Source organism: Streptomyces sp. NPDC037126 (assembly GCF_055605965.1).
This window is the reverse complement of sequence record NZ_JBVJTD010000002.1, coordinates 204,848-230,088: the sequence shown is the minus strand read 5'-3', so window position 1 is coordinate 230,088 and position 25,241 is coordinate 204,848. Positions and strand designations below refer to the sequence as shown.

General features: G+C 73.8%; 27 protein-coding genes and 2 pseudogenes. 9 read left to right on the top strand and 20 right to left on the bottom strand.

The annotated features are described in order from the left end of the window. Positions 1–20 precede the first annotated feature (20 nt). Entirely contained in the window at positions 21–1,277 is a 1,257-nt protein-coding gene (locus ACZ7FF_RS06115) for an extracellular solute-binding protein (protein ID WP_470809888.1), read from the top strand. Between the two features lie 22 nt (positions 1,278–1,299). On the opposite strand, the gene egtD is transcribed toward ACZ7FF_RS06115, so the two are convergent. The 4 genes from egtD to egtA are packed head-to-tail and all read right to left on the bottom strand — an operon-like array spanning position 1,300 to position 5,706. Then, complete coding sequence (gene egtD / locus ACZ7FF_RS06110) at positions 1,300–2,262, bottom strand: L-histidine N(alpha)-methyltransferase (RefSeq protein ID WP_470809887.1); 963 nt, start codon at positions 2,260–2,262, stop codon at positions 1,300–1,302. After that, positions 2,259–3,038 (bottom strand): ergothioneine biosynthesis protein EgtC, encoded by a 780-nt coding sequence (gene egtC / locus ACZ7FF_RS06105; RefSeq protein ID WP_470809885.1) that lies wholly within the window; start codon positions 3,036–3,038, stop codon positions 2,259–2,261. Before egtC ends, egtD begins: the two co-directional genes overlap by 4 nt. Continuing rightward, positions 3,038–4,375 carry an ergothioneine biosynthesis protein EgtB gene (egtB, locus tag ACZ7FF_RS06100; RefSeq protein ID WP_470809884.1) on the bottom strand — a complete coding sequence of 446 codons (1,338 nt, stop codon included), beginning with the start codon at positions 4,373–4,375 and terminating at the stop codon, positions 3,038–3,040. Before egtB ends, egtC begins: the two co-directional genes overlap by 1 nt. After that, the gene (gene egtA, locus ACZ7FF_RS06095; protein WP_470809883.1) at positions 4,372–5,706 is read right to left on the bottom strand and encodes an ergothioneine biosynthesis glutamate--cysteine ligase EgtA; all 1,335 of its coding nucleotides are present in this window, start codon (positions 5,704–5,706) and stop codon (positions 4,372–4,374) included. Before egtA ends, egtB begins: the two co-directional genes overlap by 4 nt. 275 nt (positions 5,707–5,981) lie before the next feature. On the opposite strand from egtA, the gene ACZ7FF_RS06090 reads away from it, so the two are divergent. Then, entirely contained in the window at positions 5,982–6,809 is an 828-nt protein-coding gene (locus ACZ7FF_RS06090; RefSeq protein WP_470809881.1) for a TIGR02452 family protein, read from the top strand. A 188-nt stretch (positions 6,810–6,997) separates the two neighbouring features. On the opposite strand, the gene ACZ7FF_RS06085 is transcribed toward ACZ7FF_RS06090, so the two are convergent. Both ACZ7FF_RS06085 and ACZ7FF_RS06080 read right to left on the bottom strand, forming a co-directional pair. Continuing rightward, positions 6,998–7,444 (bottom strand): type II toxin-antitoxin system PemK/MazF family toxin, encoded by a 447-nt coding sequence (locus ACZ7FF_RS06085; RefSeq protein ID WP_470809879.1) that lies wholly within the window; start codon positions 7,442–7,444, stop codon positions 6,998–7,000. A 99-nt stretch (positions 7,445–7,543) separates the two neighbouring features. Continuing rightward, positions 7,544–7,714: pseudogene (locus ACZ7FF_RS06080) on the bottom strand (IS982 family transposase); the annotation flags it as partial. 65 nt (positions 7,715–7,779) lie between these two features. Here ACZ7FF_RS06080 and ACZ7FF_RS06075 point away from each other — a divergent pair. Together ACZ7FF_RS06075 and ACZ7FF_RS06070 are read left to right on the top strand one after the other, a co-directional pair. Continuing rightward, positions 7,780–8,616, top strand: a complete 837-nt coding sequence (locus ACZ7FF_RS06075; protein WP_470809878.1) for a patatin-like phospholipase family protein — start codon at positions 7,780–7,782, stop codon at positions 8,614–8,616. Further along, positions 8,610–8,723 (top strand): annotated as a pseudogene (locus tag ACZ7FF_RS06070) (IS982 family transposase); the annotation flags it as partial. The gene ACZ7FF_RS06075 and the pseudogene ACZ7FF_RS06070, both read left to right, overlap by 7 nt. A gap of 45 nt (positions 8,724–8,768) precedes the next feature. On the opposite strand, the gene ACZ7FF_RS06065 reads toward ACZ7FF_RS06070, so the two are convergent. Beyond that, positions 8,769–9,191: a hypothetical protein gene (locus tag ACZ7FF_RS06065; protein ID WP_470809876.1), complete on the bottom strand. Its 423-nt coding sequence runs from the start codon at positions 9,189–9,191 to the stop codon at positions 8,769–8,771. Positions 9,192–9,286: 95 nt separating this feature from the next. Between ACZ7FF_RS06065 and ACZ7FF_RS06060 the strand changes: the two genes are divergently transcribed. Together ACZ7FF_RS06060 and ACZ7FF_RS06055 are read left to right on the top strand one after the other, a co-directional pair. Then, positions 9,287–9,961 carry a helix-turn-helix transcriptional regulator gene (locus ACZ7FF_RS06060; protein ID WP_470809874.1) on the top strand — a complete coding sequence of 225 codons (675 nt, stop codon included), beginning with the start codon at positions 9,287–9,289 and terminating at the stop codon, positions 9,959–9,961. 31 nt (positions 9,962–9,992) lie between these two features. Further along, on the top strand, positions 9,993–10,421 hold the full coding sequence (locus ACZ7FF_RS06055) for a hypothetical protein (protein WP_470809873.1): 429 nt from the start codon (positions 9,993–9,995) through the stop codon (positions 10,419–10,421). A 70-nt stretch (positions 10,422–10,491) separates the two neighbouring features. On the opposite strand, the gene ACZ7FF_RS06050 is transcribed toward ACZ7FF_RS06055, so the two are convergent. The 6 genes from ACZ7FF_RS06050 to ACZ7FF_RS06025 form a co-directional block, all read right to left on the bottom strand. Next, complete coding sequence (locus tag ACZ7FF_RS06050) at positions 10,492–11,979, bottom strand: SPFH domain-containing protein (protein ID WP_470809872.1); 1,488 nt, start codon at positions 11,977–11,979, stop codon at positions 10,492–10,494. 139 nt (positions 11,980–12,118) lie between these two features. Continuing rightward, on the bottom strand, positions 12,119–12,337 hold the full coding sequence (locus tag ACZ7FF_RS06045) for a hypothetical protein (RefSeq protein WP_470809871.1): 219 nt from the start codon (positions 12,335–12,337) through the stop codon (positions 12,119–12,121). Between the two features lie 26 nt (positions 12,338–12,363). After that, positions 12,364–13,788 carry an amidase gene (locus tag ACZ7FF_RS06040; protein WP_470809870.1) on the bottom strand — a complete coding sequence of 475 codons (1,425 nt, stop codon included), beginning with the start codon at positions 13,786–13,788 and terminating at the stop codon, positions 12,364–12,366. A 133-nt stretch (positions 13,789–13,921) separates the two neighbouring features. Continuing rightward, positions 13,922–14,896: an alpha/beta hydrolase gene (locus ACZ7FF_RS06035; protein WP_470809869.1), complete on the bottom strand. Its 975-nt coding sequence runs from the start codon at positions 14,894–14,896 to the stop codon at positions 13,922–13,924. 266 nt (positions 14,897–15,162) lie between these two features. Then, positions 15,163–16,314, bottom strand: coding sequence for an FAD-dependent oxidoreductase (locus ACZ7FF_RS06030; RefSeq protein ID WP_470809867.1), 1,152 nt, complete (start codon positions 16,312–16,314; stop codon positions 15,163–15,165). Between the two features lie 16 nt (positions 16,315–16,330). Then, on the bottom strand, positions 16,331–16,993 hold the full coding sequence (locus ACZ7FF_RS06025; RefSeq protein WP_470809866.1) for a TetR/AcrR family transcriptional regulator: 663 nt from the start codon (positions 16,991–16,993) through the stop codon (positions 16,331–16,333). Positions 16,994–17,186: 193 nt separating this feature from the next. Between ACZ7FF_RS06025 and ACZ7FF_RS06020 the strand changes: the two genes are divergently transcribed. Then, positions 17,187–18,188, top strand: coding sequence for a LacI family DNA-binding transcriptional regulator (locus tag ACZ7FF_RS06020; protein WP_470809864.1), 1,002 nt, complete (start codon positions 17,187–17,189; stop codon positions 18,186–18,188). Positions 18,189–18,222: 34 nt separating this feature from the next. On the opposite strand, the gene trxA is transcribed toward ACZ7FF_RS06020, so the two are convergent. Then, complete coding sequence (trxA, locus tag ACZ7FF_RS06015) at positions 18,223–18,597, bottom strand: thioredoxin (protein WP_470809862.1); 375 nt, start codon at positions 18,595–18,597, stop codon at positions 18,223–18,225. Between the two features lie 143 nt (positions 18,598–18,740). Between trxA and ACZ7FF_RS06010 the strand changes: the two genes are divergently transcribed. Further along, complete coding sequence (locus tag ACZ7FF_RS06010) at positions 18,741–20,171, top strand: dihydrolipoyl dehydrogenase family protein (RefSeq protein ID WP_470809861.1); 1,431 nt, start codon at positions 18,741–18,743, stop codon at positions 20,169–20,171. A gap of 8 nt (positions 20,172–20,179) precedes the next feature. Here ACZ7FF_RS06010 and ACZ7FF_RS06005 read toward each other — a convergent pair whose 3' ends face one another. The 3 genes from ACZ7FF_RS06005 to ACZ7FF_RS05995 all read right to left on the bottom strand — a co-directional run bounded on the left by ACZ7FF_RS06005 (position 20,180) and on the right by ACZ7FF_RS05995 (position 22,890). Continuing rightward, a complete protein-coding gene (locus tag ACZ7FF_RS06005; protein ID WP_470809860.1) occupies positions 20,180–20,824 on the bottom strand; it encodes a peptide deformylase in 645 nt (214 codons plus the stop codon). Positions 20,825–20,888: 64 nt separating this feature from the next. Next, the gene (locus ACZ7FF_RS06000) at positions 20,889–21,764 is read right to left on the bottom strand and encodes an LLM class flavin-dependent oxidoreductase (protein WP_470809858.1); all 876 of its coding nucleotides are present in this window, start codon (positions 21,762–21,764) and stop codon (positions 20,889–20,891) included. A gap of 106 nt (positions 21,765–21,870) precedes the next feature. Beyond that, positions 21,871–22,890 carry an aldo/keto reductase gene (locus tag ACZ7FF_RS05995; RefSeq protein ID WP_470809856.1) on the bottom strand — a complete coding sequence of 340 codons (1,020 nt, stop codon included), beginning with the start codon at positions 22,888–22,890 and terminating at the stop codon, positions 21,871–21,873. A gap of 197 nt (positions 22,891–23,087) precedes the next feature. Between ACZ7FF_RS05995 and ACZ7FF_RS05990 the strand changes: the two genes are divergently transcribed. Further along, positions 23,088–23,678: a TetR/AcrR family transcriptional regulator gene (locus ACZ7FF_RS05990; protein WP_470809855.1), complete on the top strand. Its 591-nt coding sequence runs from the start codon at positions 23,088–23,090 to the stop codon at positions 23,676–23,678. A gap of 144 nt (positions 23,679–23,822) precedes the next feature. Here ACZ7FF_RS05990 and ACZ7FF_RS05985 read toward each other — a convergent pair whose 3' ends face one another. The 3 genes from ACZ7FF_RS05985 to ACZ7FF_RS05975 all read right to left on the bottom strand — a co-directional run bounded on the left by ACZ7FF_RS05985 (position 23,823) and on the right by ACZ7FF_RS05975 (position 25,176). Further along, positions 23,823–24,170 carry a tetratricopeptide repeat protein gene (locus ACZ7FF_RS05985; RefSeq protein WP_470809854.1) on the bottom strand — a complete coding sequence of 116 codons (348 nt, stop codon included), beginning with the start codon at positions 24,168–24,170 and terminating at the stop codon, positions 23,823–23,825. 74 nt (positions 24,171–24,244) lie between these two features. Next, a complete protein-coding gene (locus tag ACZ7FF_RS05980; RefSeq protein ID WP_470809853.1) occupies positions 24,245–24,691 on the bottom strand; it encodes a MarR family winged helix-turn-helix transcriptional regulator in 447 nt (148 codons plus the stop codon). Beyond that, a complete protein-coding gene (locus ACZ7FF_RS05975; protein WP_470809852.1) occupies positions 24,688–25,176 on the bottom strand; it encodes a MarR family winged helix-turn-helix transcriptional regulator in 489 nt (162 codons plus the stop codon). Before ACZ7FF_RS05975 ends, ACZ7FF_RS05980 begins: the two co-directional genes overlap by 4 nt. Between the last annotated feature and the right edge of the window lie 65 nt (positions 25,177–25,241).

The following is a 25,241-nucleotide window of genomic DNA, read 5'->3' as shown; positions in this document are numbered from 1 at the left end:
CAGACAGAACAGGACCCCTCGTGAGACGTCGTCTGCTCACCCTCATCTGTGTCACCGGTTCCCTCGCCAGCGGCTGCGGGATGCTCCCGGGCGGACACGACCGCGAGACCGTCACCGTGTGGCTGATGAAGGACAGCGCCTCCAAGGAGTTCCTCCAGCGCTTCACCGCGGACTTCGAACGCACCCACAAGGACCTGCGGCTGGACATCCGCATCCAGGAGTGGACCGGCATCGTCGAGAAGGTCCGCAAGGCGCTCGACGACCACTCCGGCGGCGGCCCCGACGTCATCGAGGTCGGCAACACCCAGGTGCCCCTCTACGCGGACGGCGGCAGGCTCGCCGACCTGACCCTGGAGTCGATGCGCGACTGGGGCAAGGACAAGTGGCTGCCCGGCCTCGCCCAGCCCGGCAAGGAGGGCAACCAGCAGTACGGGATCCCCTGGTACGCGGCCAACCGCGTCGTCATCTACCGCAAGGACCTCTTCGAGCAGGCCGGCATCACCCGCCCGCCGAGGACCCGCGACGAATGGCTCGCCGACACCGAGAAGCTCGACTCCGGCGGCGACCAGGGCATCTATCTCGCCGGGCAGGACTGGTACACGCTCTCCGGCTTCATCTGGGACGAGGGCGGCGACCTCGCCCAGAAGAAGGACGACTACAACTGGAAGGGCACCCTGGACACCCCGGCCGCGCTGCGCGGCATGGACTTCTACCGGCGGCTGCAGTCGCTGGGCGCGGGGCCGAGGGACGCCGACGAGGAACACCCGCCCCAGGCAGGCGTGTTCGCGGGCGGCAAAGTGGCCCAGATCATCGCCGTACCGGGGCAGGCCCAGGCGATCGTGAAACAGAACCCGGACCTGAAGGACAAGCTCGGCTTCTTCCCGGTGCCCGGCAAGGCCGCGTCCCGGCCCGGCACCGTCTTCACCGGCGGCTCCGACCTCGTCGTCCCGCAGCGCAGCAAGGACCAGTTCGCCGCGACCGCCGTCGTCGGGGCGCTCACCGGCGCCAAGTGGGACACCGAACTCGCCCGCACCATGAACTACGTGCCCAACAAGACCACCCTGGCGGGCGCGGTCGCAGGCGAGGAGGGGGTCGCCGCCATGGCCGCGGGCGCGGCGCACGGCAGGGCGACCCCCAACACCCCTCAGTGGGCGGACGTCGAGGCCGACAACCCGATCAAGCAGTACATGACCAGGGTGCTCACCGGCGCCGACCCGGCGACCGAGGCCCGCCGGGCCTCCCGGAAGCTCACCGGGGAACTCACCCCGGACCTCTGACCGGGCGGGCCGGGCCGCCGCTTCACCGCACCACGCTCAGCGACAGCGCGAAGCGGTCCTGGGCGTCCGTCCACCAGTGGGTCAGATCGAGGCCCGCGTCGGCCAGTTCGCGGGTCACCCCGGACCTGCGGAACTTCGCCGACACCTCGGTGCGCAGCTCCTCGCCCGCCGCGAAGTCCACGGCGAGGTCGAGCGCGGGCACCTTCACGGTCTGCGGGACGCGCGAGCGCAGCCGCATCTCGATCCACTCCTGCCCGGAGTCCCACAGCGCCACGTGGTCGAAGGCGTCCGGATCGAAGTCGGCGCCCAGCTCCCGGTCGATGACGGACAGCACGTTCTTGTTGAACGCGGCCGTCACCCCGGCAGCGTCGTCGTACGCCCGCACCAGCACCTCCTCGTCCTTGACCAGGTCGGTACCGAGCAGCAGCCCGTCGCCGGGGGCCAGCAGGGCGCGTACGGAGGCCAGGAACTTGGCGCGCTCGGCGGGCAGCAGATTGCCGATCGTGCCGCCGAGGAAGGCCACCAGCCGGGGGCCGGGGGTGCCGGGCAGGCCGAGCGGAGTGGTGAAGTCCGCGATCAGCGCATGGACCTCCAGCTCCGGACGCTCCGCCACGAGCGCCTGCCCGGCCTGGGTGAGGGCGCTCTCGCTGACGTCCACCGGGACGTAGGCGGCGAGCGAGGGCAGCGCGTCGATCAGGAAGCGCGTCTTCTCCGAGGAACCCGAACCCAGCTCGACCAGCGTCCGGGCACCGCTCGCCGCGGCGATCTCGGAGGACCGGGCGGCCAGGATCTCCCGCTCCGCCCGCGTGGGGTAGTACTCGGGCAACTCGGTGATCCGCTCGAACAGTTCGCTGCCACGGGCGTCGTAGAACCACTTCGGCGGCAGCCACTTGGGGGTGACGGTCAGGCCGCTCCGGACGTCGGCGCGCAGCGCGGCGTCCGTGGCGTCCTCGGGGAGGGTGCGAGTGACGTGCAGGGGACTCACGTACAGGTCTCCTTCGGGGATACGGCCGCCGGATCCTCCAGCGGGGCGAGCAGCACGCCGGCGCGGCTCGCGGTGAGCACGGTGCGGTCGGGGACCTCCTGCCAGAGCGGGTCGTCGTCGTACGGTTCGGAGGCGACGACCGTGCTCCGGCCGGGTTCGGTGCGGTACCAGAGGCTGTCGCCCCAGGCGGTGGCGGCGATCGTGGTGCCGTCCGTCAGCAGCAGGTTGAGCCGCGAGGCCGGGGCCGCCCGCGCGAACCGGCGGACGGTGTCACCGAGCGCCTGGTCCGGGTCGTCACCGGACCGCAGCCGGTGCAGGACCAGCGCCCAGACGAACGCCGAGTCGTTGCGGGCCGGCAGCGACAGCAGGTCGACCGGCGGCAGCGCGGACACCAGGGACGCCGCCGCGTCCGGCCAGCCCGCGATCACGCCGTTGTGGCTGAACAGCCAGCGCCCCGACGCGTAGGGCGCCGCCGCGGCCTCGGCGTCCGCGCCCGCGAGGGTCGCGTCCCGGACGGCGGCGAGCACGGCACCGGAGCGCACCACCCGCGCCAGGTCGGCGAAGGACAGGTCCGCCCAGATCGGCCCGGCCCGCCGGTAGCGGGCCGGGACGGGGTCCTCGGGGGCGTACCAGCCCACGCCGAAACCGTCGGCGTTCACCGTGCCGTGCCGCTGCCGGCGCGGCGCCCACGACTGGCGGAACAGGCTGTGCTCGGGCTCCACGAGGATCCGGCCCAGCGATTCCTCCGGCCCCAGATAGGCCAGGTGACGGCACATCAGACGGTCTCCGAGCGGGCGGTGCGGAACCCGGAGAAGATCTGCCGCCTGATCGGGTAGTCCCAGTTGCGGAACGTGCCCCGGCAGGCCACCGGGTCCACGGCGAACGAGCCGCCGCGCAGCACCTTGTGCGCGGGACCGAAGAACACCTCCGAGTACTCCTTGTACGGGAAGGCCCGGAACCCCGGGTACGGCAGGAAGTCGCTGGCCGTCCACTCCCAGACGTCACCGATCAGCTGCCGCACGCCCAGCGGCGACTCACCCGCCGGATAGCTGCCGGCCGGGGCGGGCCTGAGGTGCCGCTGGCCGAGGTTCGCGTGCCGGGGCGCCGGATCGTCGTCGCCCCAGGGGTAGCGGGTGGACCGGCCCGTGGCAGGGTCGTGGCGGGCGGCCTTCTCCCACTCCGCCTCGGTGGGCAGCCGGCGCCCGGCCCAGCGGGCGTAGGCGTCCGCCTCGTACCAGCACACGTGCAGCACCGGCTCGTCCGCCGGGACCGCCTCGGTGATCCCGAAGCGGCGGCGCAGCCACCGGCCGCCGTCCCGGCGCCAGAACAGCGGTGCCGTGATGGAGTGCTGCCTGATGTGGGCCCAGCCCTCCGGGGTCCACCAGCGCTCGGTGTCGTAGCCGCCGTCCTCGACGAACGCCTGGTACGCCGCGTTCGTCACCGGCGTCGTGTCGATCCAGTACGGCGCCACCTCCCGTGTGTGCGCCGGGCGTTCGTTGTCCAGCGCCCACGGCTCACCGGAGGTGCCCATGGTGAACGGGCCGCCGGGGACGAGGACTTCGGCCGGGCCCGTGAACAGCGGCGCCGGCTCCGGGTCCGGCGCGGTCAGGACCTGCGGCCCCTTCCGTAGCTGATGGGTGATCAGCATCGTCTCGTCGTGCTGCTGTTCGTGCTGCGCGATCATTCCGAAGGCGAAACCGGCCTCGGTCAGCCGGGTGCCGTGGAAGTCCGCCGACTCGAGCAGGTCCAGCGCCCGGCCGCGCACCTCGGCCGCGTACCCGCGGGCCTCGGCGGGCGGCAGCAGCGGCAGCGAGGGACGCTCCGCACGTGGGTGCTCGAAGGCGTCGTACAGGCTGTCTATCTCGGGCCGCATCGCCTCCCGGCCGCCCACCGCCCTGAGCAGCCACAGCTCCTCCTGGTTGCCGATGTGCGCCAGGTCCCACACCAGCGGGGACATCAGCGGGGAGTGCTGCGCGGTGAGGTCGGGTTCGTCCACGCAACCGGTCAGCAGCGTGGTCCGGTCACGGGCGGTGGTGAGCGAGGCCAGCGCGCGTTCCCGCAGCGCCTCGGTGTCCGGCTCCGCGGCCGTGGTGTCGGTCTCGGGGGCGGTCATGTGCGCATGTCCTTCCTGCCGTGGGCGGCGGGGCTGCCCCCGGCCGGGGAGAGGCCCGTACCGGGCGAGGGGTCGAGGAGGTCGTCGGCCGGACAGCGGCCCCGGGCGACATAGCGGTCCAGGTACCCCGCCACGGCGTCCGTGACCTCGGTGGTCGCGCCGATCCTCGGCAGCGCCTCCAGCGCCGCCGTGAAACAGACCGTGGCGGCGTCGCGCAGCTCGGGGTCGGCGAGTCCCAGGCGGGCCGCGTCGCTCCACAGCCGGTTGTGTGGGGCGGGCGCGTGCGGGTCCCGCTCGCCCAGCCGTTTCAGGCTCCGGTACGCGGTCTCGGCCGCCTCCGGATCGTCGAAGAGCGCCGCCGTCACCGCGAGCGGCACGATCCAGCCGTCGTCTCCCGGCTGCGCGTCGATCATCCGCAGCTCCAGGTGACCGCGCGGCCGCACCGGCGGGAACAGCGTGGTCAGGTGGTAGTCGAGGTCCGCCCGGGTGGGCGGCCGCGGCTGCCGGGAACGTGTCCACTCGCGGAAGGTGAGGCCCTCGGGGACCTCCCAGGGACCGCCGTCCCCGCGGACGCACATCACCGGGGAGTCCAGCACATGCCGGGCCCACGCCGTCCTCGGCTCCCCGTTCAGCGGGGGAGCGCCCGCCCGGCCCGCGCCGATCTCCATCCACATCAGCTGCCGGGAGGACATCCAGCCCGTGGGTCGGCCGCCGATCAGCGGGGAGTTGGCGAACGCGGCCACCAGGACCGCGCCCAGCCGGTGGGCCAGCCACCAGCGCCGTACGTGCCCCAGCGGGCCGGGCTCCTCGTGGCCCGCGTCCACACAGACCTGGACGGAGGCGGAGGCGCACATCATGTGCCGGCCGGCCGGGCCGCGCCGGTCGAGGCAGGTCTCCATCGCGTCGTACCGCGGCTCGTGCAGGAACCTGCGGGGCGCGTGCCAGGGCTCGTGACCGATGCCGACGAGACCGAGCCCGTCCCCTGCGAGGACGGCCCGGACCGCGTCCAGGTCGGCGGAGACGGTGCCGATGCACTCCATGAGGGAGGCGGCGGGCGGCGAGCTCAGCTCCAGCTGGCCGCCGGGCTCGACGGTGAGCGCCGATCCCAGGGGCACGGTCCGCAGCGTGGCGTAGGCCGCCGTGAGTCGTTCGGGTGACACGGGGCGCCGTGGCAGGCGCCGCTCGTGGACGAGCCACTCCAGCTCGACACCGAGGGTACGGGGCGGCCCGGTCTTGAAGCAGATGCCCCTGACCAGGGCCTCCACCTCGGCCTCGGTGACGGCGGTGCGATGCCCCGTACAGTCACCACCGTCGCTCGTTGATTGAGACATGTCGGGATCCTCCTGAGATTCCACCATGTCGCCGGTCCGGCATTCGGTCCGCCGGGCCGGCACTCGTCCCACCCAAGACCCTCGAGCCGGATCGCACAAGAGTGCCCTTGGGGACGTTCGGGATCGGTCATCTCCGTTTCCGTGCGTGTTTCCGGCACGTTCCGGGCGCGGGAAACTCCGTTGCACCGCCTCACCAGCATCACCCAGGATGCGTGTATGAGCACGACGGGGGAGACCGCGCGGGCCGCGGTCGCGGCGCCCACGGGGGTGGCGCCGTGAGCGCGCGCCTGCGCGGCGTCGCCGCGGAGACGGAGAACATCGTGGCGGCGGGCCGGTACCGCGCGCCGGACGGCCGGGAGGTCGCACTGGCGCCGGCGATCGAGGCCGCCCGGGCCGGGACGCGGCTCCACGGCCCCGAGCCGGTGCCGGTGCCCACGGCGGCCGGGACCGGGACGGTCGTCGAGGTCACCGGCGAGAGCAGTCTGGAGGCGGCCCGCCGGCTGGCCGGCGCCCCGGTCGCGGTCCTGAACTTCGCCTCGGCCCGGAACCCGGGCGGCGGCTACCTGAACGGCGCGCAGGCCCAGGAGGAGGCCCTGTGCCGCGCCTCCGCGCTGTACACATGCCTGCTTCAGGCCCGCGGCTTCTACGAACACCACCGCGCCCACCGCGACCCGTTCTACACGGACCGGGTGATCCACTCACCGGCCGTCCCGGTCTTCCGTGACGACCGCGGCCGGCTGCTGCCGGAGCCGTACGTCGCGGGCTTCCTGACCGCCGCCGCCCCCAACGCGGGCGTCATACGGCGTACGGCCCCGGAGCGGGCCGGCGGGATTCCGGCCGCCCTCGCGGTACGGGCCGAGCGGGTCCTGGAGACCGCCGCCGCCCACGGCTACCGGCAACTGGTGCTCGGCGCCTGGGGCTGCGGGGTCTTCCAGAACGATCCGGCGCAGGTCGCGGACGCGTTCCACGCACTGCTGGGGCCCGGTGGCCGGTTCGCCCGGACCTTCGCGCACGTGGTGTTCGGCGTCCTGGACCGTACGCCGGGAGCGACGGTCCGGGAGGCCTTCGCGCGGACCTTCGAGGTGGGCGCGCCGAGCGTCTGACGCCTTCGCGCGGACCTTCGGCGGGGGCGTGCCCAGGGTCTGACCGCTTCGTGTGGACGACTACGGAGAGCCTGCCGAGCGTCTGACATCCTCGCCCGGACGGCTGCGGATCGCGTGCCGAGCATCTGACGCCCGCGCGCGGACGAGTGCGGATCGCGAGCCGAGCGTCCCGCGACCCACGTGGGAGGTCAGGTCCAGCCGTAGCGCTCGTGCAGCCGCTGCCGGACCAGGTTGAACCGCCCCCGGTCCAGCGCGCACGCCTCCCGGCGCATGCCGTCCTCGTACAGCCGCAGCACCCGGTCCACGTCCACCCACGAGTCGCGGTCCGAGCGGTCCCACGGCCCGCTGCCTATCGCCACCCACTCGCGGTCGTCGTCGTGCCGCTTGCTGGAGAGCTGCACGGCGAGGAGGGTGCCCGCCGCCTCGCGTGCGACGACCAGCACCGGGCGGTCCTTGCCCCGGCCGTCGTTCTCCTCGAAGGGCACCCAGGTCCACACGATCTCCCCGGGGTCGGGGTCGCCGTCGTGGGCCGGGGAGTACTCGGTGCGCACCCGGCCGACCGCGCGCGGGTCGGCCTCGGTGGTGGCATGGGGGCCGTGGCGGCCGGGGACGTTCTCATCGTTAAACGTGCTCACGGAGGCACCCTAGATGAATGAGTCCAAGGGGTACCGTCGCGGTCAGTGGTCGAAGTCAACCAGTGATCGTTCGACGGGTTGGCCGGTCCTGTCGTTGAGTCAGATTGCCGCGGTCAGCGCGAGGATGCGGGACAGGACCCGGACGCCGACTCCGGCGGGACTCTTGCCGCCGTGTCGTTCCAAGTCGAGCTGGCCCCTGAGGGTCTGGTTGATCGACTCGATGGTCTGCCGCAGCGGCTTGAACAGGTGCGCTCCGGCTCGCGCGAGCTCGTAGGCAATCCTTTCAACCCATTCATCTTAGGGTGTGGATCGCCACAGCAACGGATGGGGGAACGATGCGTTCACCGGACAGCGCGCTCGCGCTCGGCCCGGGCGGGCCAGTTGGTACCGCTTGGATGGCCGGGCTCGCCCACGGCCTGCGCGGCCTGGGCGTCGACCTGGGCGCGGCGGATCTGGTCGTCGGCACCTCGGCCGGCGCGATTGTGGGCGCCGCGCTGGCCACCGGCCAGGACCTCGCGCACTTCGCCGACCCCGCCGGCAGCCGCGGCGACGGTCCCCGGCCGCCGCAGGCCGATCCGCAACGCATGGGTGAGGTCTTCGCGGTCCTCGGTGCCGGCCTGCCAGCGGAGGAAGCTCGCCGGCAGGTCGGGCGGATCGCCCTCGGTGCGGCCGATCCGGAGGCCGAGCGGGCCTTGGTCGCGGTGCGACGTCGGCTCGTCGGCACGGACACCTGGCCAGCAGTGCGCCGCCTGCTCATCCCTGCCGTGGAGGCGGAAAGCGGCGAGCCGGTGGTCTGGGATCGCGGCAGCGACGTCCCGCTGGCGGCTGCCGTCGCGGCCTCGAGCGCGTTCCCGGGCGCGGCGCCTCCGATATCGGTCGGCGGGCGCCACTACATCGACGGCGCGCTTCGGGCAGGCACCAACGTGGATCTCGCGGCCGGTGCGCGTACGTTGGTCGTCGTGGAGTCGATGGCGCGTCAGGCTCCGGGACAGGAAGCGTTGGCCGCGCTGGGCGCGGAGACGGTGGTGTCGTTGTTCCCGGACGCGGCGTCGGCGGCGGCGCTCGGCACGGACCCGTCGGACCCGTCGGCGTGGGTGCCTGCGTTCCAAGCGGGGCAGCTGCAAGCTGCTGCCGCGCGGGAGCAGTTGGCCGGAGCCTGGGCCGTCGGCTGACGCTGTTCGCGCTCACCGGCGCCAAGGTTGAGGAACGCGAGACGCTACGCGACATGCTGGACACCGTGCCCGACGTGGTAGCCGCCCATCCGCGACGGACATTCATCTAGTGGTCCCCGTCCGGGACGCAACGGGCGCCTGCCGCCGACGCGTTACACCGGCCCCGTGCCCGGCCGGGTGCCGATCTGCATGCCCGGGCGCCTGCGGTGCACGGTCACATAGGTCAGGCCGCGCTCCCCGGCGGCGACGCCGCGGGTCGACCCGTGCGGCAGCCACACCAGCGCGCCTTCGGTGAGCGGCCGCGGTGCGAGCGCCTCTCCCGCGCCGAGCACGCCGTCCCCGGCGACGACAAGGAGCAGCACGTCCAGCTGCCGCTCCGTGTGGGCCGTGATCCGGCCGCCCGGGGGGAGCCGCACCACATTGGCGTCCAGCTGGCGCCCGCTCTCCGCCAGCTTCCAGAGCACCCCAGCCGGGACCGGAGGATCCTCGGCCAGCGCCCGGGCGTCGCACAGGACGCGCGGTTCCGGCTGCGCCTGGCCCGCCGACTCGCCGTCGGCCGGGGACGGTGACGTCATCTGTACCCCTCGTCTCTCGGCTTTCGATGCCCAGCCTACAATTACTACAAATAGGTTTCGTAAAAAATCAGCGCAGGTGAGAGGGGTGTTCGAAGGTGACCGCACGGGAGAACCCGCGCCGTCGCGCGGTCCTGGACGAGCTGCGCGCCGCCCCCGCGCCCCTCGGTGTCACCGAGACGGCCGAGCGGATGGGCGTCCATCCCAACACCGTGCGCTTCCACCTCGACGCCCTGGTGGCCGACGGTCTGGCCGAACGCCGTACCGACGCCCCCTCGGGCCCCGGTCGGCCCCGCACCGTCTACACCGCCCGCCCCGGCATGGACCGCGGCGGGGCCCGCGGGTACCTGCTGCTCGCGCGCATGCTGCTCAGCCGGTGGGCGGATGCCGACCCCGCCGACGCACGCGCCGAGGCGACGGAGACGGGCCGCGCGTGGGGCCGCCACCTGGTGGACCCGCCGCCCCCCTACGAGCGGCCGACGGCCGAGGGCTCGACGGCCCGGCTCCTCGCTCTGCTGGACGACCTCGGCTTCGCGCCGCGGCCGGAGGGCGGGGGCGACGACACGGGCCGGGCCCCGGAGCGGATCCGGCTGCGGCACTGCCCGTTCCTGGAACTCGCCGAGGAGCACGGCCGGCTGGTCTGCCCCCTCCATCTCGGCCTGATGCAGGGCGCGCTGGGCCGGCTCGGCGCGCCGCTGACCGCGACCAGCCTGGAGCCGTTCGCCGAACCCGACTCCTGTCTCGCCCACCTGGGCGCGAAGGCCGCCGGCTGAACCCACCGCACATGAGAAGGGCAACACCTCGATGAACGCCACGTCCGCTGCCACCGCCAGTGCGGTCACCTTCGTCTGGCTCGGAATGGTGCTGGCGATCTCCTTCCTGGAGGCCCCGCTGAAGTTCCGCGCCCCAGGCGTGACGATTCCCGTCGGACTCGGCATAGGCCGACTGGTGTTCCGGGCGCTCAACGCCGTCGAGGCGGTCTTCGCGATCGTCGTGATCGCCGCGGTCGCCCTGCGCGGCGCCCCCGCCGGGATCGTCGCCCTGACCGCGGCGGCGGCGGTGCTCCTGCTCGTCCAGCTGGCCGTCGTCCGGCCCAGCCTGAACCGCAGGTCCGACCGGGTCCTCGCGGGCGAGGACCTGCCCCGCTCGCACAGCCACCTCTGGTACGTGGCCCTGGAACTCCTCAAGGTCATCGCCCTGATCGCCCTGGGCGTCGGCCTGCTGACGGTGTGACGGACACGGACGCGCGCGGGGACCGACGGCCGGGGTCCCCGGTGAGGAGCCCCGGCCACCGACGGGACCGCTAGCCCTCCTCCTGCACGAGGACCTTCTCAGGAGCAGGAGCAGGTGCGGTCGCGCCGTCGAGCGAGGGGGCGGCGGCCTTCGGCGCCGGTCCGTCGGCACCCGTCGTGGCGAGCAGCCTGCGGGCGAGGCCCAGGCCCGTGCCGCCCATGGTGAGCGCCTTGGCGAACAACTCACTCATGCCGTCGGCGCCGTTGAGCAGCACCATGTTGTCCACGTTGCCGAACGCCGACGCGCCCGCCTGGACGATCTCCGGCCACTTCTCCGCGAGTTGCTGGGCGACGACCGCCTCCTGGTTCTCCGCCAGCGCGGCGGCCCGCGCCTTGATGGCCTCGGCCTCCGCGAGGCCCTGGGCCCGGGTCGCCTCCGCCTCCGCGAGCCCCCTGGCCTGGGCCGCCGCGGCCTCGGCCTCACCGGTGGCCCGGGTGGCGTCGGCGGTGGCCGCACCCCGGGTCTTGGTCGCCTCGGCCTCGGCGCCCGCGGCCGTCTTCACCCGGGTCGCCTCGGCGGCCGCCGCGAGCTCCGTCTCCCGGGCCCTCGCCTGCGCCGCCGAGATCCGCGCGTCGCGCTCGGCCTCGGCCAGCGTCCTGGTCTCGTACGCCTTGGCGTCCGCCGGCTTGCGGACGTCGGCCTGCAGCTGCTGCTCGCGCCGGTGCGCCTCCAGCTCGGCGACCCGCGTCTCCTGTACGACGACCTCCTGCCGGGCGGCCGCCTCGGCGAGCGGACCGGCCTGCTGGGCCTTCGCCGCCGCCTTGTCCCGCTCGGCCTGGTAGCCGGCCTGCAGGATCTCGCTGTCCCGGGTGGCCTCCGCCATCCGCGCGAAGGACTGCTGCTCGGCCTCGGTGGCGAGCCGGTTCGCCTCGGCCTGCGCGATCCGCGCGTCCCGCTGGACGGCCGCCGCGTGGGGCATCGCCAGGTTCTGGATGTACCCGGTCGGGTCCTCGATCTCGTGGATCTGCAGCGAGTCCACGATCAGGCCCAGCTTCTCCATCTCGGTGCCGCAGGCCGCCCGGGTCTGCCCGGTCAGCTTCTCCCGGTCGCGGATCATGTCCTCGACCGTCAACCCGCCCACGATGGACCGCAGATGACCGGCGAAGACGTTGTGGACCCGCTCCGACATCAGCTTCTGCTGGTCCAGGAAGCGCCGGGCCGCGTTGGCGATCGACACGAAGTCGTCGCCCACCTTGAAGATGACCACGCCCCGCACCTTCAGCGGAATGCCCTGGTGGGTCACGCAGTCCACGTGCAGCTCGGTCTCGTTCAGGTCCAGGGAGAGCTTGCGCACCGCCTGCACACCCGGCAGCACCAGGGTGCCGCGCCCGGTGACGATGCGGAACCCCATGCCCTCCTCCAGGCCCTCGGTGCGGTGCTTGGAACCCGAGATGATGAGCGCCTCGTTCGGCTCGGCGACCCGCCACATCGCTTTGAACAGACCGATCACGACCAGGACGGCAACGACGACCGCCCCCGCAACGACGCCGACGACCATCGGCAAACGCCCCCTTTGGATGGTGCCCTTTCGGCACCGAACGAAGGGAGTGTGCGCCTGCCGCGGCCACCGCAGAAGACGCCGGCGGATCCTTGTTGCCATCTTGACGCATGCCGCCACCACCTGGGGCGGAGCGTGCTCAACTGTCGTACGCGGCCGTGACGTAGACGGTTCTCGGCGGCAGGTACTCGACCACCATGACCACCGTGCCCGGAGTGATCCGGGCGCTGCCGTCGGCGGGATGGGCGAGGAAGTGCTCCGCGCCGCCGCGCACCCGCACGATCACCTCGCCGACCAGCCCGGGGCCGACCGTCCCCGTCACCCGCCCGATGAGCCCGACCATCGACGCGTCGTCCATGGCCCAAGGGTACGGGCGCGACGCCGTCACACGGCCGGTTCGTCCGCGTCCACCCGCTGCGGCGGCCACAGTTCGTGCCACCGGAGCTCCGCCTCCAGCTGGGCGGCGAGCGACACCAGCAGCGGTTCGCTGTTGGCCGGGCCGAGGAGCTGGGCGCCGATCGGGAGTCCGTCACCGGCGAACCCGGCGGGCACGTTCACGCCCGGCCAGCCCAGCACGTTCCAGGGCCAGGCGTACGGGCACGCGGCGATCATCGCCCGGTCGGTGGCCAGCCCGCCGAGCCGGGCGAAGGCGCCGATCCGGGGCGGGGGAGCGGCCGTGGTCGGGGCGAGGATCACGTCGTACGACGAGAAGAACCTGCCGATCCGCCGATGCAGCAGCGCCTCCGCGCGCCGCGCCACCCTGAGTGGCACCCCGCCGAGCAGCCGGCCCAGCCGGGCCGCGTCCCGGGTGCGCGGGTCGAGCAGCGCGGGGTCGGGGGCCTCGCGGACCCGCTCGGCGATGCCGGCGGTGGCGCGCGGCACGAAGGTCAGCCCGATCTGGCCGTAGGGCGGGTCGGCCTCCTCGACGTCGTGCCCCAACGCGGCCAACCGCCCCGCGAGTTCGACGATCCTGCCACGGATCTCCGGGTCCAGCCGGGCCGGTACGGCGGTGAACGGCGGCTTCAGGGCCAGGGCGATCCGCAGCCGGCCGGGGTCGCGGCCGACCGCGTCCGCCACGGTCAGCGCGGGCGGCCGGTGCGGGTCCCGGTCGTGGTTGCCGCTCGCCGCGTCGAGGAGCAGGGCCGCGTCGGCGACCGTACGCGCCAGGGTGCCGTTGACCGTGATGCCGTGGAAGGACTCGCCGCGCGGCCAGGTCGAGATGCGGCCCCGCTGCGGCTTGATGCCGATCAGGTGGGTCCAGGACGCCGGGATCCGCACCGAACCGGCACCGTCGGAGCCGAGCGCGGCCGGCACCAGACCGGCGGCGACGGCGGCCGCCGATCCGCCCGAGGAACCTCCGGGAGTGTGTCCGGGATGCCAGGGGTTCCTGGTGTCCCCGAACGCCGGCCCCTCCGTGAAGGGCCACTGCCCCAGCTCGCAGGTGTTCGTCTTGCCGACGATCACGGCGCCGGCCGCCCGCAGCCGCCGTACCGCCTCGCCGTCCGCGGCCACCGGCGGGAAGTCGCCCGGGCAGCCGAACGCGGTCGGGTGGCCCGCCACGTCCATGTCGTCCTTCACCGCCACCGGCACCCCGAGCAGCGGTCGCCGCCCACCGGCGGCCAGCTCCCGGTCCGCGGCGTCCGCCTCGGCGAGCGCGGCCTCGGCGCACACGATGCGAAAGGCGTTCAGCGTCGGCTGCGAGGCCCCGATCCGCTCCAGGGCCCCCTCCACCAGCTCACGGGACGTCACCTCCCCGCCGGCCAGCGCACGAACGGACTCCACGAGCCCCACGGCACGATCCAACGACATGAGCAAGCACCTCCGGGACCCTCCGGACACGTTGTCTACCGAACGGTAACGTCAACAAGGGTGCCCTGGCGCGCCTTTCGCCGGGTGACACTCGCTCAAGTCGGCACGGGCACCGGGAACGGCTCACCGGGCCTCACCGCGACAGCAGTCGTCTCAGCCAGGCGACGCGGGACGCCCGGGCCGTGCGGGAGAGGGTCGCGGTGGGGGCCAGGGCGTCGAAGCCGTGGAAGCCGCCGGGCCAGACGTGGAGTTCGGCGTCGCCGCCGGCCTCCCAGAGGCGGGAGGCGTAGGTGACGGCCTCGTCGCGGAACGTCTCGGCGGAGCCCACGTCGATGTACGCCGGCGGCAGCCCGGACAGGTCGGTGGCGCGGGCGGGGGCCGCGTAGGGGGAGAGGCCGGGGTCGCCGCGGCGGTCGCCCAGCAGCGCCGTCCAGGCGGTCTCGTTGGCGGTGCGGTCCCAGAGGCCGAGGCCGGCCATCTGGTGGCTGGAGACGGTGTCGTTGCGGTCGTCCAGCATCGGGGACATCAGCAGCTGGCCCCGGAGCCGCGGGCCCTCCCGGTCCCGCGCGAGCAGCGCGAGCGCCGCGGTCAGGCCGCCGCCGGCGCTGGCGCCCGCGACGACGATCCGGTCCGGGGCGCCGCCGATCTCCGCCGCGTGCCCCGCGGTCCACACCAGGCCCGCGTACGCGTCCTCGACCGGTGCCGGGTGCGGGTGTTCGGGCGCCAGCCGGTACTCCACCGACACCACCACCGCGCCCAGTTCCAGCGCCCAGCCCAGCACCGCGTCGACGCCGGCCCGGTTGGTGCCGATCATCATGCCGCCGCCGTGCACGTGGTAGATCACCGGCAGCGGCGCCGTGACCCCGGCCGAGGCCGGACGGCAGAGAAGCAGGGAGACGTCCGGGGCGCCCGCGGGGCCGGGCACCGCGCGGTCCGCCACCTCGAAGGCGCCGTCCATCGTGAGGTCCAGCAGCGGAGCCAGTTCGGCGCCCGCGGACCGCCGGGCGGAGTCGAGGTCCTCGATGCGGAACCCGGGCTCGGCCACGCCTTCGAGCTGTTCGAGCGACGCGGCCAGCTCCGGGTCGAACGGGGGCGGGACCAGGGGCACGGCTCCTCCTGCGGTGACTCACACGGCACGGCGTACACGATCATCGTCCGCATACCCCCGACCCGTCCCGAAAGCCACGCGCCCGAGGTGACACAGCAGTCCCAGCGGCGCCGGCACGCGACCTCCTGGCTCGGCGCCCGCGCCCGCTGCGGCCGGACCGGGGTCTGCGAGCCCGGCGCAGCGGATCCGGCAGCAGCCGCGGACGCCGCTGCCGGGGGCTGGGGCCGGAGCGCCAGGCATCGAGCGGCCCGGTCGCTGAAGTCTCCTCAGTGCGCCGGGCCGTTGGTGAACATGTCGATCAGGCCCTGGGGCGCGTCCGCGCGGAACAGGAGGGAGCCGCCGTGGGCCGACTCCCGCGCGGACGCCTCGGCGCGGGGGAACAGCGCGTCCTCGTACGCGGCGAGCGCGGCCTCGGTGTCCCCGGGGTGCGCGGCCAGCGCGAGGCCCAGTTCCGCGCCGTCGAGGAGCGCCAGGTTGGCGCCCTCGCCCGCGAACGGCGACATCAGATGGGCGGCGTCGCCGAGGAGCGTGACACCCGGGACGCGCTCCCAGCGGTGACCGGCCGGCAGGGCGTGGATCCGGCGGGGCACCGGTATGCCGTCAGCGTCCGCGACCAGCGCCCGCAGGCGTTCGTCCCAGCCGTCGAACTCCTTCAGCACCGCCGCCTTCGCCGCCGCCGGGTCGGTGAAGTCGATGCCGTCCAGCCAGTCCTCCGGCGCCTCGACGGCCACGTACACATGCAGGCAGCCGTCCGTCTCGCGGTGGGCGAGGAAGCCCCGGCCGGCGCCGAGCGCGAAGAACATTCCCGCGCCCACCACCTCCGCGCTCACCGGGTGGCGCAGGTCCGCCTCCAGCAGGTCGACCTCGACGAACGACACGCCCGTGTAGGCGGGCCGGGCCGGGGAGAGCAGCGGGCGGATCCGCGACCAGGCGCCGTCGGCACCGACCAGCAGGTCCGTGGTGAAGCCGGTGCCGTCGGCGAGCGTCACCTCGTGCCGGCCGTCGCCGAGCGGGCGCGCCCCCGTGACCTTGGCGCCCCAGCGGACCGTGCCCTCGGGCAGCGAGCCGAGCAGCAGGTCGCGCAGGTCGCCGCGGTCGATCTCGGGGCGCGTCCCGCTGCCGTCGTCGGACTCCGCCAGCCGGAGCGTGCCGTGCCGGTCCAGGACCCGCAGGGCCTGGCCGCCGGAGTGGACGCGGGCCAGGAACTCCTCGTGCAGACCGGCGGCACGCAGCGCCCGCTGGCCGGAGTCGTCGTGGATGTCGAGCATGCCGCCCTGGGTCCGGGCGGCCGGCGAGTCGTCGAGGTCGAACAGGGCGGCCCCGATGCCGTGCACGTGCAGTACGCGGGCGAGCGCGAGCCCGCCGAGACCCGCGCCGACGACGGCTACGGGGTGGTGGGTCCGGAACGGCGTGGTCATGGCGGCCTCCTGGCGCTCAGTCGGGTACGGCGGTGTGCTCGATGCCGTTGATCAGGGTCTGGAAGGCCCACGACAGGCGGGCCTCGGGGGTGCCGGACAGCAGCGCACCGCCCGCGGCGGCGATGTGCGGGTGGGTGCCGGCGGACGTCTCGCGCAGGGCGCGGTCCAGCGCCTGCCACTCGCCCGGGGAGTCCCCGCCCGCGTGCTCGGCGGCGGTCGCGGTGGCGTGCTGCAGCAGCAGGTCGACCCCCCAGGCCGCGCGCTCGCGCGGCACTCCGCCCGACTGGAGCAGGCCGAGGAGCGTCTCGATCAGCCGCAGGTAGTTGGGGCCGCTCGGCCGGGCGGTCAGCGCCGAACGGGCGAGCGACGGATGCTCCAGGAGCATCGCCGTGTAGCCGGTGAGCACCTGCGCCAGCCGCTCCCGCCAGCCGCCCTCGGCGGGGGCGGGCCCGACCGTGCCGAGCAGTTCGTCCAGGACGGCCGCGTGGAGTTCGTCGGTGTTGCGGACGTAGACGTACAGCGAGGCCGGTCCGGTGTCGAGCTCCTGCGCCAGCCGCCGCATGGTCACCTTGCGCAGTCCCTCCGCGCGCAGGATCGCGACGGCGGCGGCGACGATGCCCTCCCGGTTCAGGGCGGGCTTGGCGGGGCGCTCGCGACGGGAGCGGGGCGATGCGGTCATGTCCTCATCGTAACGAACATGTTCGTCACGAACAAGTTCGACACGAGCGTGTTCGTCGAGGGGGGATCCCCGGTGACAGGCGCGGGCCGCACCCTCCCCAACAGGCGTGCGACGTCCCCGTTTTCGTCGAACGATGAACCACGTTCCCCCGGCTGCCACCGGCCCCCGCGCCTCTGCCAAGATGCGGTCTGTCATGGTGCAGATACCGAACACGCCCACGAGCGCCGACGTGGCCCGCCTGGCCGGCGTCTCGCGCGCGACCGTGTCCTACGTCCTGAACAACACCAGCGCCGTACGGATCAGCGAACCCACGCGCCGCCGCGTCCGCGAGGCGGCGCAGGAACTGGGGTACGTGCCCCACGCGGCGGCCCGCAGCCTGCGCGCCGGGCACAGTCGCATGGTCCTCATGCCCGCCCCGGCGATCCCCGTCGGCCCCCTGTACAGCACGTTCCTCAACGAACTGCAGTGGGCGCTCGGCCGGCTCGACTACACCGTCGTCCAGTACGGCAGCGTCGGCCTCCAGGGTGACGAAGCCGCCCGCGCCTGGGCCGAGTTGAGGCCCGTCGCCGTGCTGGTGCCCGGTGCGGAGCTGGGCCCGCGGGGCGTGGCGGTGCTCAAGCGCTCCGGCGCCCGCGCGGTGGTCACCCTCGGCCCCGGGCGCGTCGACGGCGCGCACGCCCTGCTGATGGACCACGAGGCCGTCGGCCACTGCGCGGCCACGCACCTGTACGAGCGCGGCGGGCGCCGGATCGGTGTCGTCGTACCGCAGGAGCCCGGCCTCGAGGCGTACTCACTGCCCCGGCTCGCCGGTGTCCGCCAGGCGCTGCACGGCACCGACGCGTCCGTGACCGAGGTGCCGCTCGCCTACTCCGAGCAGGCCGCCGCCGAACTCGCCGCCCGCTGGGGCGAGTCGGGGCTGGACGCGGTGTTCGCGTACAACGACGAGTACGCCATGCTGCTGATGCGCGCACTGCAGGACGAGGGGGTGCGCGTCCCCGGGGACGTGGCGCTGATCGGGGCCGACGACCTGATGCTCGGGCGGCTGCTGCGGCCCCGGCTCAGCACGGTCCACATCGAACTGCCCTCGGGCCGCGACCTCGCCGAACTGGTCGACCGCGCGGTGCGCGACCCCGGCGGCGAGCCGGAGGTGCACAGGGTGCTGGGTGCCTCGGTGGTGCTCCGCGAGTCCACCTGACACCTCCCCGCCGCCGAGTGCGGGCCGACGGGGACTACTGGGCCTCGCCCTCCTGGGCGGCGATGGACTTGCGGACCTCGTCCATGTCCAGCTTCCGGGCCTGACCGATGACGTCCGTCAGCGCGGCCTCGGGCAGGGCACCAGGCTGGGCGAACACGGCCACCCGGTCCCGGACGATCATCAGCGTCGGGATCGACTGGATGCCGAAGGCCTGGGCCAGTTCGGGCTGGGCCTCGGTGTCCACCTTGCCGAACACCAGGTCCGGATTCTCCTCGGCCGCCTTCTCGTACACCGGTGCGAACTGCCGGCACGGCCCGCACCAGGACGCCCAGAAGTCGATCAGAACGAAGTCGTTCTCGATGACGGTCTGGTCGAAGTTGTCCTTGGTCAGCTCCATCGTGCTGCTCATGGCGTGAATCCCTGCTTCCTGGTGTGGGGGGTGTGCCGACGGCGGAAACACGACCGCCGGGCCGCCTATTCCACACGCGCACGCCCGTGTGTCGCGCACGTACCCGTGTGGCCGCCACGCACACCACCCACCAGACTGACCCCATGACGGAAACGGAATCCAACGCGTACGACGTCGTGGTGCTCGGAGCCGGGCCCGTGGGGGAGAACGTCGCCGACCGCACCCGCGCGGCCGGCCTCACCACCGCGGTCGTGGAGAGCGAACTGGTCGGCGGCGAGTGCTCGTACTGGGCGTGCATGCCCAGCAAGGCCCTGCTCAGGCCGGTCATCGCCCAGGGCGACGCCCGCCGGCTGCCCGGCCTCGACCGGGCGGTCCAGGGCCCCCTCGACACCCCCGCCGTGCTCGCCCGCCGCGACGAGTTCACCTCCCACTGGAAGGACGACGGCCAGGTCGGCTGGCTCGACGGCATCCGCGCGGACCTGTACCGCGGCCAGGGCCGTCTGGCGGGCCCCCGCACGGTCACGGTCACCGGCCCCGACGGCACGGTCACCACCCTCACCGCCCGGCACGCGGTCGCCGTCTGCACCGGCACCCGTGCCGCGCTCCCCGATCTGCCCGGCCTCGCCGAGGTGAGGCCGTGGACGAGCCGCGAGGCGACCAGCGCCGAGGCCGCACCCGGCCGGCTGATCGTCGTCGGCGGCGGTGTCGTCGCCACCGAGATGGCCACCGCCTGGCAGGCGCTCGGCTCGCGGGTCACCCTGCTGGTCCGCGGCAAGGGCCTGCTGAACCGCATGGAGCCGTTCGCCGGGGAACTCGTCGCCGAGGCCCTCGCCGGGGCGGGTGTCGACGTCCGCACCGGCACGTCCGTCGAGTCGGTCGCCCGTGAGAACGGCACCGTCGTGGCCGTCACCGGCGCCGGCGACCGGCTGGAGGCCGACGAGATCCTGTTCGCCACCGGCCGCGTCCCCCACACCGACGACATCGGCCTCGACACCGTCGGCCTGGAACCCGGGACGTGGCTGGACGTCGACGACAGCCTCCGCGTCGACGGCACCGACTGGCTGTACGCAGTCGGCGACGTCAACCACCGGGCCCTCCTCACCCACCAGGGCAAGTACCAGGCCCGCGTGGCCGGTGCCGCCATCGCCGCCCGCGCGGCCGGCGACCGGCTCCTGGAGGAGCCCTGGGGCGCGCACGCGGCGACCGCCGACCACGACGCCGTACCCCAGGTCGTCTTCACCGACCCGGAGGCGGCCGCGGTCGGCCTCTCCCTGGCCGAGGCGGAACAGGCCGGCCATCGCGTCCGCGCCATCGACGTCGAGTTCTCCTCGGTAGCCGGAGCGGGCCTGTACGGCGACGGCTACAAGGGCCGCGCCCGCATGGTCGTGGACCTGGAGGACGAGATCCTGCGCGGGGTCACCTTCGTCGGGCCCGGCGTCGGTGAACTCATCCACTCGGCGACCATCGCCGTCGCGGGCCAGGTCCCGGTCAGCCGCCTGTGGCACGCGGTCCCGTCGTACCCGACCCTGAGCGAGGTCTGGCTGCGGCTGCTGGAGGCCTATCGGGACAAGTGACCGGTGGGCTAAGGCAGTTCGAAGCCGAGGGCCGCGGCCGCCGCCTCCGGCGTCGGCTGTGCCCACAGCGCCGCCACCGCCTCGTTCGTCGACAGGGAGCGCGGTTCCGCGCGGTCGAGGTAGAGGGTCCCGTCGAGGTGGTCCGTCTCGTGCTGGACGATACGGGCGGCCCACCCGGCGAACACCTCGTCGACCGCGCGGCCGTGCTCGTCCTCGGCGCGCAGCCGTACCTCCGTGTGCCGGGCCACCACCGCCTGCCAGCCCGGCACGCTCAGGCAGCCCTCGAAGAACGCGGAACGGGCGGTGCCGACCGGCTCGTAGGCAGGGTTGACCAGGACCCGGAACGGCTGCGGGCGCCGACCGCGGGCGACCGCGACCTCCTCGGGCACCGGTGCCGGGTCCTCGACGACCGCGATCCGCAGCTCCACGCCGACCTGCGGCGCGGCGAGCCCCACGCCCGGAGCGGCGTGCATGGTCACCCGCAGGGCCTCGACGAAGCGGGCCAGCAGCGCGGGGCCCAGCTGACCCTCGTACGGCTCGGTGCCGGACCGCAGCACCGGCCGCCCGGCGGCGACGATGGGCAAGGGGCCGCCGGTGGCGAGGAGTTCCTCGACCCGCTCGGCGAGCGGTGCGTGATCACGGGAGGGTGCCATCGCGTCAGGATGCCATGCCGACCCGTGAACGGGGGGATCTCCTCCAGCGAGCCCGCGACCGCGCTCAGGCCGGCCTGCCGATGAGCTCGTCGGCGACCCACCGGGCGACTCCGGCGGGGTAGGGGGCCGGCAGTCCGAGGACGATGTGCCGGAAGCCGGCGCCGGTCGCGGCGCCGATCGCGTCCCGGGTGGCGCCGGTGTCGTCGTACGAGACGGGCAGGTGGATCGAGCGCGTGACGGAGGCGGGGTCCCGGCCGATCTCGGCGCAGTAGCGGTCCAGCAGGGCGCTGCGGCGCACGACGTCCTCGATGTCCCCGCCGGGGATGTTCCACAGGTCCGCGTGCTCGGCGGCCACGCGCAGCGTCGCGGACGAGCGTCCGCCGATGAGGATCGGCGGGTGCGGGCGCTGCACGGGCTTGGGGCTGCCGAAGGCCCCGGTCAGGCGGTGGTGGGTGCCGTGGAAGTCGAAGGGCCGGTCCTCGGTCCACAGCCGCCGGATCAGCGTGCAGGCCTCGGCGAGGCTCTCCACGGCGTGCGCGGGGTCGTGGAAGGGCAGGCCGTGCGCCTCGTACTCACGCCGGGCCAGGGGATGGCCGGGGCGCGAGCCGACGCCGATGCCGAAGTCCAGCCGCCCGCCGGAGACGACGTCGACGGTCGTGGCGATCTTGGCCAGCACGGCGGGCGGCCGGAACCGGTTGCTGGTCACCATGACGCCGAGCCGCAGTCGCCGGGTGTGGGCGGCGAGGGCCGAGAGCAGCGTCCAGCCCTCGTAGGCGGGTCCGTCGGGGTCGCCGAAGATCGGCATGAGGTGGTCGAACAACCAGGCGTGCCCGATCTCCGGGACGGCGTCCGCCTCGCGCCATACCCGCAGGACGTCTCCGTACTCGACCTGCGAGGGGGCGGTCATGATTCCGAAACTGGGCCGGGATGTGGGTGACATGGGATTGCTGTCCTCTCGGGAACGGCGGCGCTGACGGGTCCGGGCGGGCCGCGCGCTCTCGCGGTCCTCGACCCGCGGGCCCGACCGTTCGGGGCGGGGCCCGCGGTCAGCGGCGCCGCAGTGACGGGTCGAGCAGCGCGGGCGGGGCGTCGAACTTCTCGTGCGGGGCGAGGTCGGTGCCGGGTGCGACGATGTCGTCGATCGCGTCGAGCACGTCGGCGGACAGCACGGTGTCGGCGGCGGCCAGCTGGGCGCGCAGGTGGTCCGTGGTGCGCGGGCCGATGAGCGCGCCGGTCACGGCCGGGTGGGCGGTGACGAACCCCAGCGCCAGCTGGATCATCGACAGGCCTGCCCCGTCGGCGACTTCGGCCAGCCGCTCTACGGCGTCGAGCCTGGCCCGGTTGGCCGGGACGCGGGTGTCGAAGCGTTCGGGCATGAACGCCGAGCGGTTGGTGGCGATGTCCCGCCCCTCGCGGATCGCACCCGACAGCCAGCCCGAGGCCAGCGGGCTCCACACCAGCACACCGAGCCCGAACTCCTCGGCCACGGGCAGGACATGACCCTCGATGCCGCGCTGCAGCACGGAGTAGCTGGGCTGTTCGGTGACGTATCGGCCCAGCCGATGCTCGCGGGCGGTCCACTGCGCCTGCACGATGCGGTGGGCGGGGAAGGTGGACGAGCCGAAGTGGCGGATCTTCCCGGCGCGTTGCAGGTCGGTGAGGGCCGACAGCGTCTCCTCGTCGCCGGTCCGCGGATCCCACCGGTGGACCTGGTAGAGGTCGACGTGGTCGACGCCGAGGCGGCGCAGGCTGTCGTCCAGCGCGCGGACCAGCCAGCGGCGCGAGGCGCCCCGGTGGTTGCGCTCGTCGCCCATCGGCAGGCCCGCCTTCGTGGCGAGCACGACGTCCTCGCGGCGACCGGCGATGGCCTTGCCGACCATCTCCTCCGACTCGCCGTCGCCGTACCGGTCGGCGGTGTCGATGAGGTTGATCCCCGCCTCCAGGGCGGCGTCGACGATGGCGGTGGCCTCGTCCTGGGTGGTGCGTCCGATCCTGCCGAAGTTCATCGCGCCGAGCGCGAGGGTGCTGACCTGTACGCCGGTGCGGCCCAGGGTGCGGTACTGCATGGCTGTGTCTCCCGGGTGAGGGTGAAGTTGCGGGCTCTGAGCCCGGAGCGGGAACAGGGCGCGACCGGGTCGCCGGAGCCCTGCCCTGACATGACGAATAAACGGAACCTCGTTCCGGAAAGACGATACGGAACAGAGTTCCGTTTTGGCAAGGTCGGTCGGGTGCGAGGATGGCCGCCGGTGAAAGGAGTGGCGCGGTGAAGGACGGCGACGAGGGTGCGGGGCGCGCGGCCCCTGCCCGGCGCAAGGACGCCCTGCGGAACAAGGAGACCCTGCTGGATGCGGCCGCGGCGGTCTTCGTCACGTCGGGCGTGGAGGCTCCGGTGCGCGACATCGCGGCCCGGGCCGGCGTCGGCCTCGGCACGATCTACCGCCACTTCCCGACCCGCGCGGACCTCATCATCGCCGTCTACCGGCATCAGGTGGAGGCCTGCGCGGAGGCCGGTCCGGCCCTGCTGGCGGCGGGCGGGACGCCGTACGCGGCGCTGGGCCGGTGGATCGACCTCTTCGCCGACTTCCTGGTCACCAAGCACGGACTCGCCGCCGTGCTCCAGTCCGACAACGCCGGCTTCGAGACCCTGCACGCCTACTTCCTCGACCGCCTCCTGCCCGTCTGCGCGGAACTCCTCGAAGCCGCGGCCGGCGCGGGCGAGATCCGCTCCGACGTCACCGCGTACCAGCTGATGCGGGGCGTCGGGAACCTCTGCATCGGCGCGGACGGCGACTCCCGCTACGACGCGCGCCGGCTGGTCGGGATCCTCGTGGCGGGACTGCGCCCGGAGGGCTGACCGGCCGGGGGGAGAGGGGTGCGGCGGGGCTGTCGCCTCGCCGGCGCGGTGCGGGCGTGCGGGCCGAGGGCCGCCGTTCCCCGGGAAGACCGAGGGCCCGGTCCCCTGCGGGAACCGGGCCCTGGCGAGCCGCGAACGTGTCCGTCACATCTCGGGGAAGTCGCCCGCGAGCGCCGAGGCGATGCGCAGGTGCCGCTCCGCCTCCTCGTGCCTGGCCTGCCGCTGGAGCGTGCGGCCCAGCATCAGCCGGGCGTAGTGCTCCACCGGGTCCCGCTCGACGATGACGCGCAACTCGGCTTCGGCGCGGCGCAGTTGGGCGGAGTGGTAGTAGGCGCGGGCCAGCAGCAGCCGGGGTCCCGTCTGCTCCGGCACCTCCTCGACCAGCCCGGTCAGCACCCGCGCCGCGCCCGCGTAGTCCTTGGCGTCGAAGAACAGCCGCGCGCGCTCCCAGCGCTGGGCGGGCGTGCCCTGCTCGTAGTACGTGGTCTCCACTCGTGACCTCCTTCGCCCGGCCAGAACGGAACGCGGTTGTTCAATATTCCACCAACCGTCGCTCCGGTGCGGGCCTAGACCTCGAGTGCCGCCAGTTCCGCGTTGGCCCGCTCGGTGACCAGGGCGAGCACGCGACCGGCCGCGACCCGGTCCTCGTCGGAGATGCCCGAGTAGAGCCGGGCGGCCACCGCACCGGCCTCCGCCGAGGCCCTCGCGTACAGCTCCCGGCCGGCATCGGTGATCCGTACGCCGGTGGGCTCCGCCGGGGCCAGCCGGCCCGCGGCGATCAGGTCGTCGATCGTGCCCCGTACGGCGGAGGCGTCGGTCCGCACCGTGCCGGTGACCGCGTCGGCCAGCGCGTCGCGCTCGATCGTCCCGCCCGCCACCGCGACGAGCCGCAGTGTGACGTTCTGCTGGAACGTGAGTCCGTAGGGGGCCAGGACGTGCTCCAGAAGAGCGCGCGAGGCGTAGTGGGCGAGGCCTATGGCGCGGCCGTCGACCGGGGGAGGGGTGGTGGTCATGGTTGCTCCGTCTCGTGGTCGGTGGTGCCGAACGGGTCGATCGGTGCGTCGAGCAGTGTGGTCAGATCCCGGGTGAACTCCTGGGCGCGCGGGCTGTCGGGTCCGCCCAGCGGGGCCAGCAGCTGCCGCAGCAGCCCCTGTACGACGCCGATCGCCTGCCGGGTGACCTCGGAGCCCCGCTCGGTGAGCGCGAGCTGCACCGCGCGCGGGTCGTCGGGGTCCCGGGTGCGTTCCAGCAGGCCGGCCGACTCCAGGCCGCGGGCCAGCTTGGAGACGTAGAGCGCCTCCAGCCCGGTGTGGTCGGCGAGGCGCCGCTGGCTGGGCCGGTCGCCCGAGCGGTGCATGCCGTACAGCGACGCCACCAGCGAGTACTGCGCGTGCGTCAGCCCCAGCGGGGCCACCGCACGGTCCACCGCGACCCGCCACTTCGTCGACAGCCGCCACACGAGGAAACCGGGCGTGGCGGCTTCGGAACCCTTGCTCATGTCGAATAGAGTACATGGCTATTATGTACATGGCTACTATCTTCGGCGACCTGGGCGTGGTGGAC

Bases quoted from the DNA above. Each gene is read 5' to 3' on its own strand.
- egtC (WP_470809885.1), bottom strand. From the start codon at position 3,038: ATGTGCCGTCACCTGGCCTATCTGGGGCCGGAGGAATCGCTGGGCCGG.
- egtB (WP_470809884.1), bottom strand. From the start codon at position 4,375: ATGACCGCCCCCGAGACCGACACCACGGCCGCGGAGCCGGACACCGAG.
- egtA (WP_470809883.1), bottom strand. From the start codon at position 5,706: ATGTCTCAATCAACGAGCGACGGTGGTGACTGTACGGGGCATCGCACC.
- ACZ7FF_RS06075 (WP_470809878.1), top strand. From the start codon at position 7,780: ATGCGTTCACCGGACAGCGCGCTCGCGCTCGGCCCGGGCGGGCCAGTT.
- ACZ7FF_RS06065 (WP_470809876.1), bottom strand. From the start codon at position 9,191: ATGACGTCACCGTCCCCGGCCGACGGCGAGTCGGCGGGCCAGGCGCAG.
- ACZ7FF_RS06055 (WP_470809873.1), top strand. From the start codon at position 9,993: ATGAACGCCACGTCCGCTGCCACCGCCAGTGCGGTCACCTTCGTCTGG.
- ACZ7FF_RS06050 (WP_470809872.1), bottom strand. From the start codon at position 11,979: ATGGTCGTCGGCGTCGTTGCGGGGGCGGTCGTCGTTGCCGTCCTGGTC.
- ACZ7FF_RS06045 (WP_470809871.1), bottom strand. From the start codon at position 12,337: ATGGACGACGCGTCGATGGTCGGGCTCATCGGGCGGGTGACGGGGACG.
- ACZ7FF_RS06040 (WP_470809870.1), bottom strand. From the start codon at position 13,788: ATGTCGTTGGATCGTGCCGTGGGGCTCGTGGAGTCCGTTCGTGCGCTG.
- ACZ7FF_RS06030 (WP_470809867.1), bottom strand. From the start codon at position 16,314: ATGACCACGCCGTTCCGGACCCACCACCCCGTAGCCGTCGTCGGCGCG.
- ACZ7FF_RS06025 (WP_470809866.1), bottom strand. From the start codon at position 16,993: ATGACCGCATCGCCCCGCTCCCGTCGCGAGCGCCCCGCCAAGCCCGCC.
- ACZ7FF_RS06020 (WP_470809864.1), top strand. From the start codon at position 17,187: ATGGTGCAGATACCGAACACGCCCACGAGCGCCGACGTGGCCCGCCTG.
- trxA (WP_470809862.1), bottom strand. From the start codon at position 18,597: ATGAGCAGCACGATGGAGCTGACCAAGGACAACTTCGACCAGACCGTC.
- ACZ7FF_RS06010 (WP_470809861.1), top strand. From the start codon at position 18,741: ATGACGGAAACGGAATCCAACGCGTACGACGTCGTGGTGCTCGGAGCC.
- ACZ7FF_RS06005 (WP_470809860.1), bottom strand. From the start codon at position 20,824: ATGGCACCCTCCCGTGATCACGCACCGCTCGCCGAGCGGGTCGAGGAA.
- ACZ7FF_RS06000 (WP_470809858.1), bottom strand. From the start codon at position 21,764: ATGTCACCCACATCCCGGCCCAGTTTCGGAATCATGACCGCCCCCTCG.
- ACZ7FF_RS05995 (WP_470809856.1), bottom strand. From the start codon at position 22,890: ATGCAGTACCGCACCCTGGGCCGCACCGGCGTACAGGTCAGCACCCTC.
- ACZ7FF_RS05980 (WP_470809853.1), bottom strand. From the start codon at position 24,691: ATGACCACCACCCCTCCCCCGGTCGACGGCCGCGCCATAGGCCTCGCC.
- ACZ7FF_RS05975 (WP_470809852.1), bottom strand. From the start codon at position 25,176: ATGAGCAAGGGTTCCGAAGCCGCCACGCCCGGTTTCCTCGTGTGGCGG.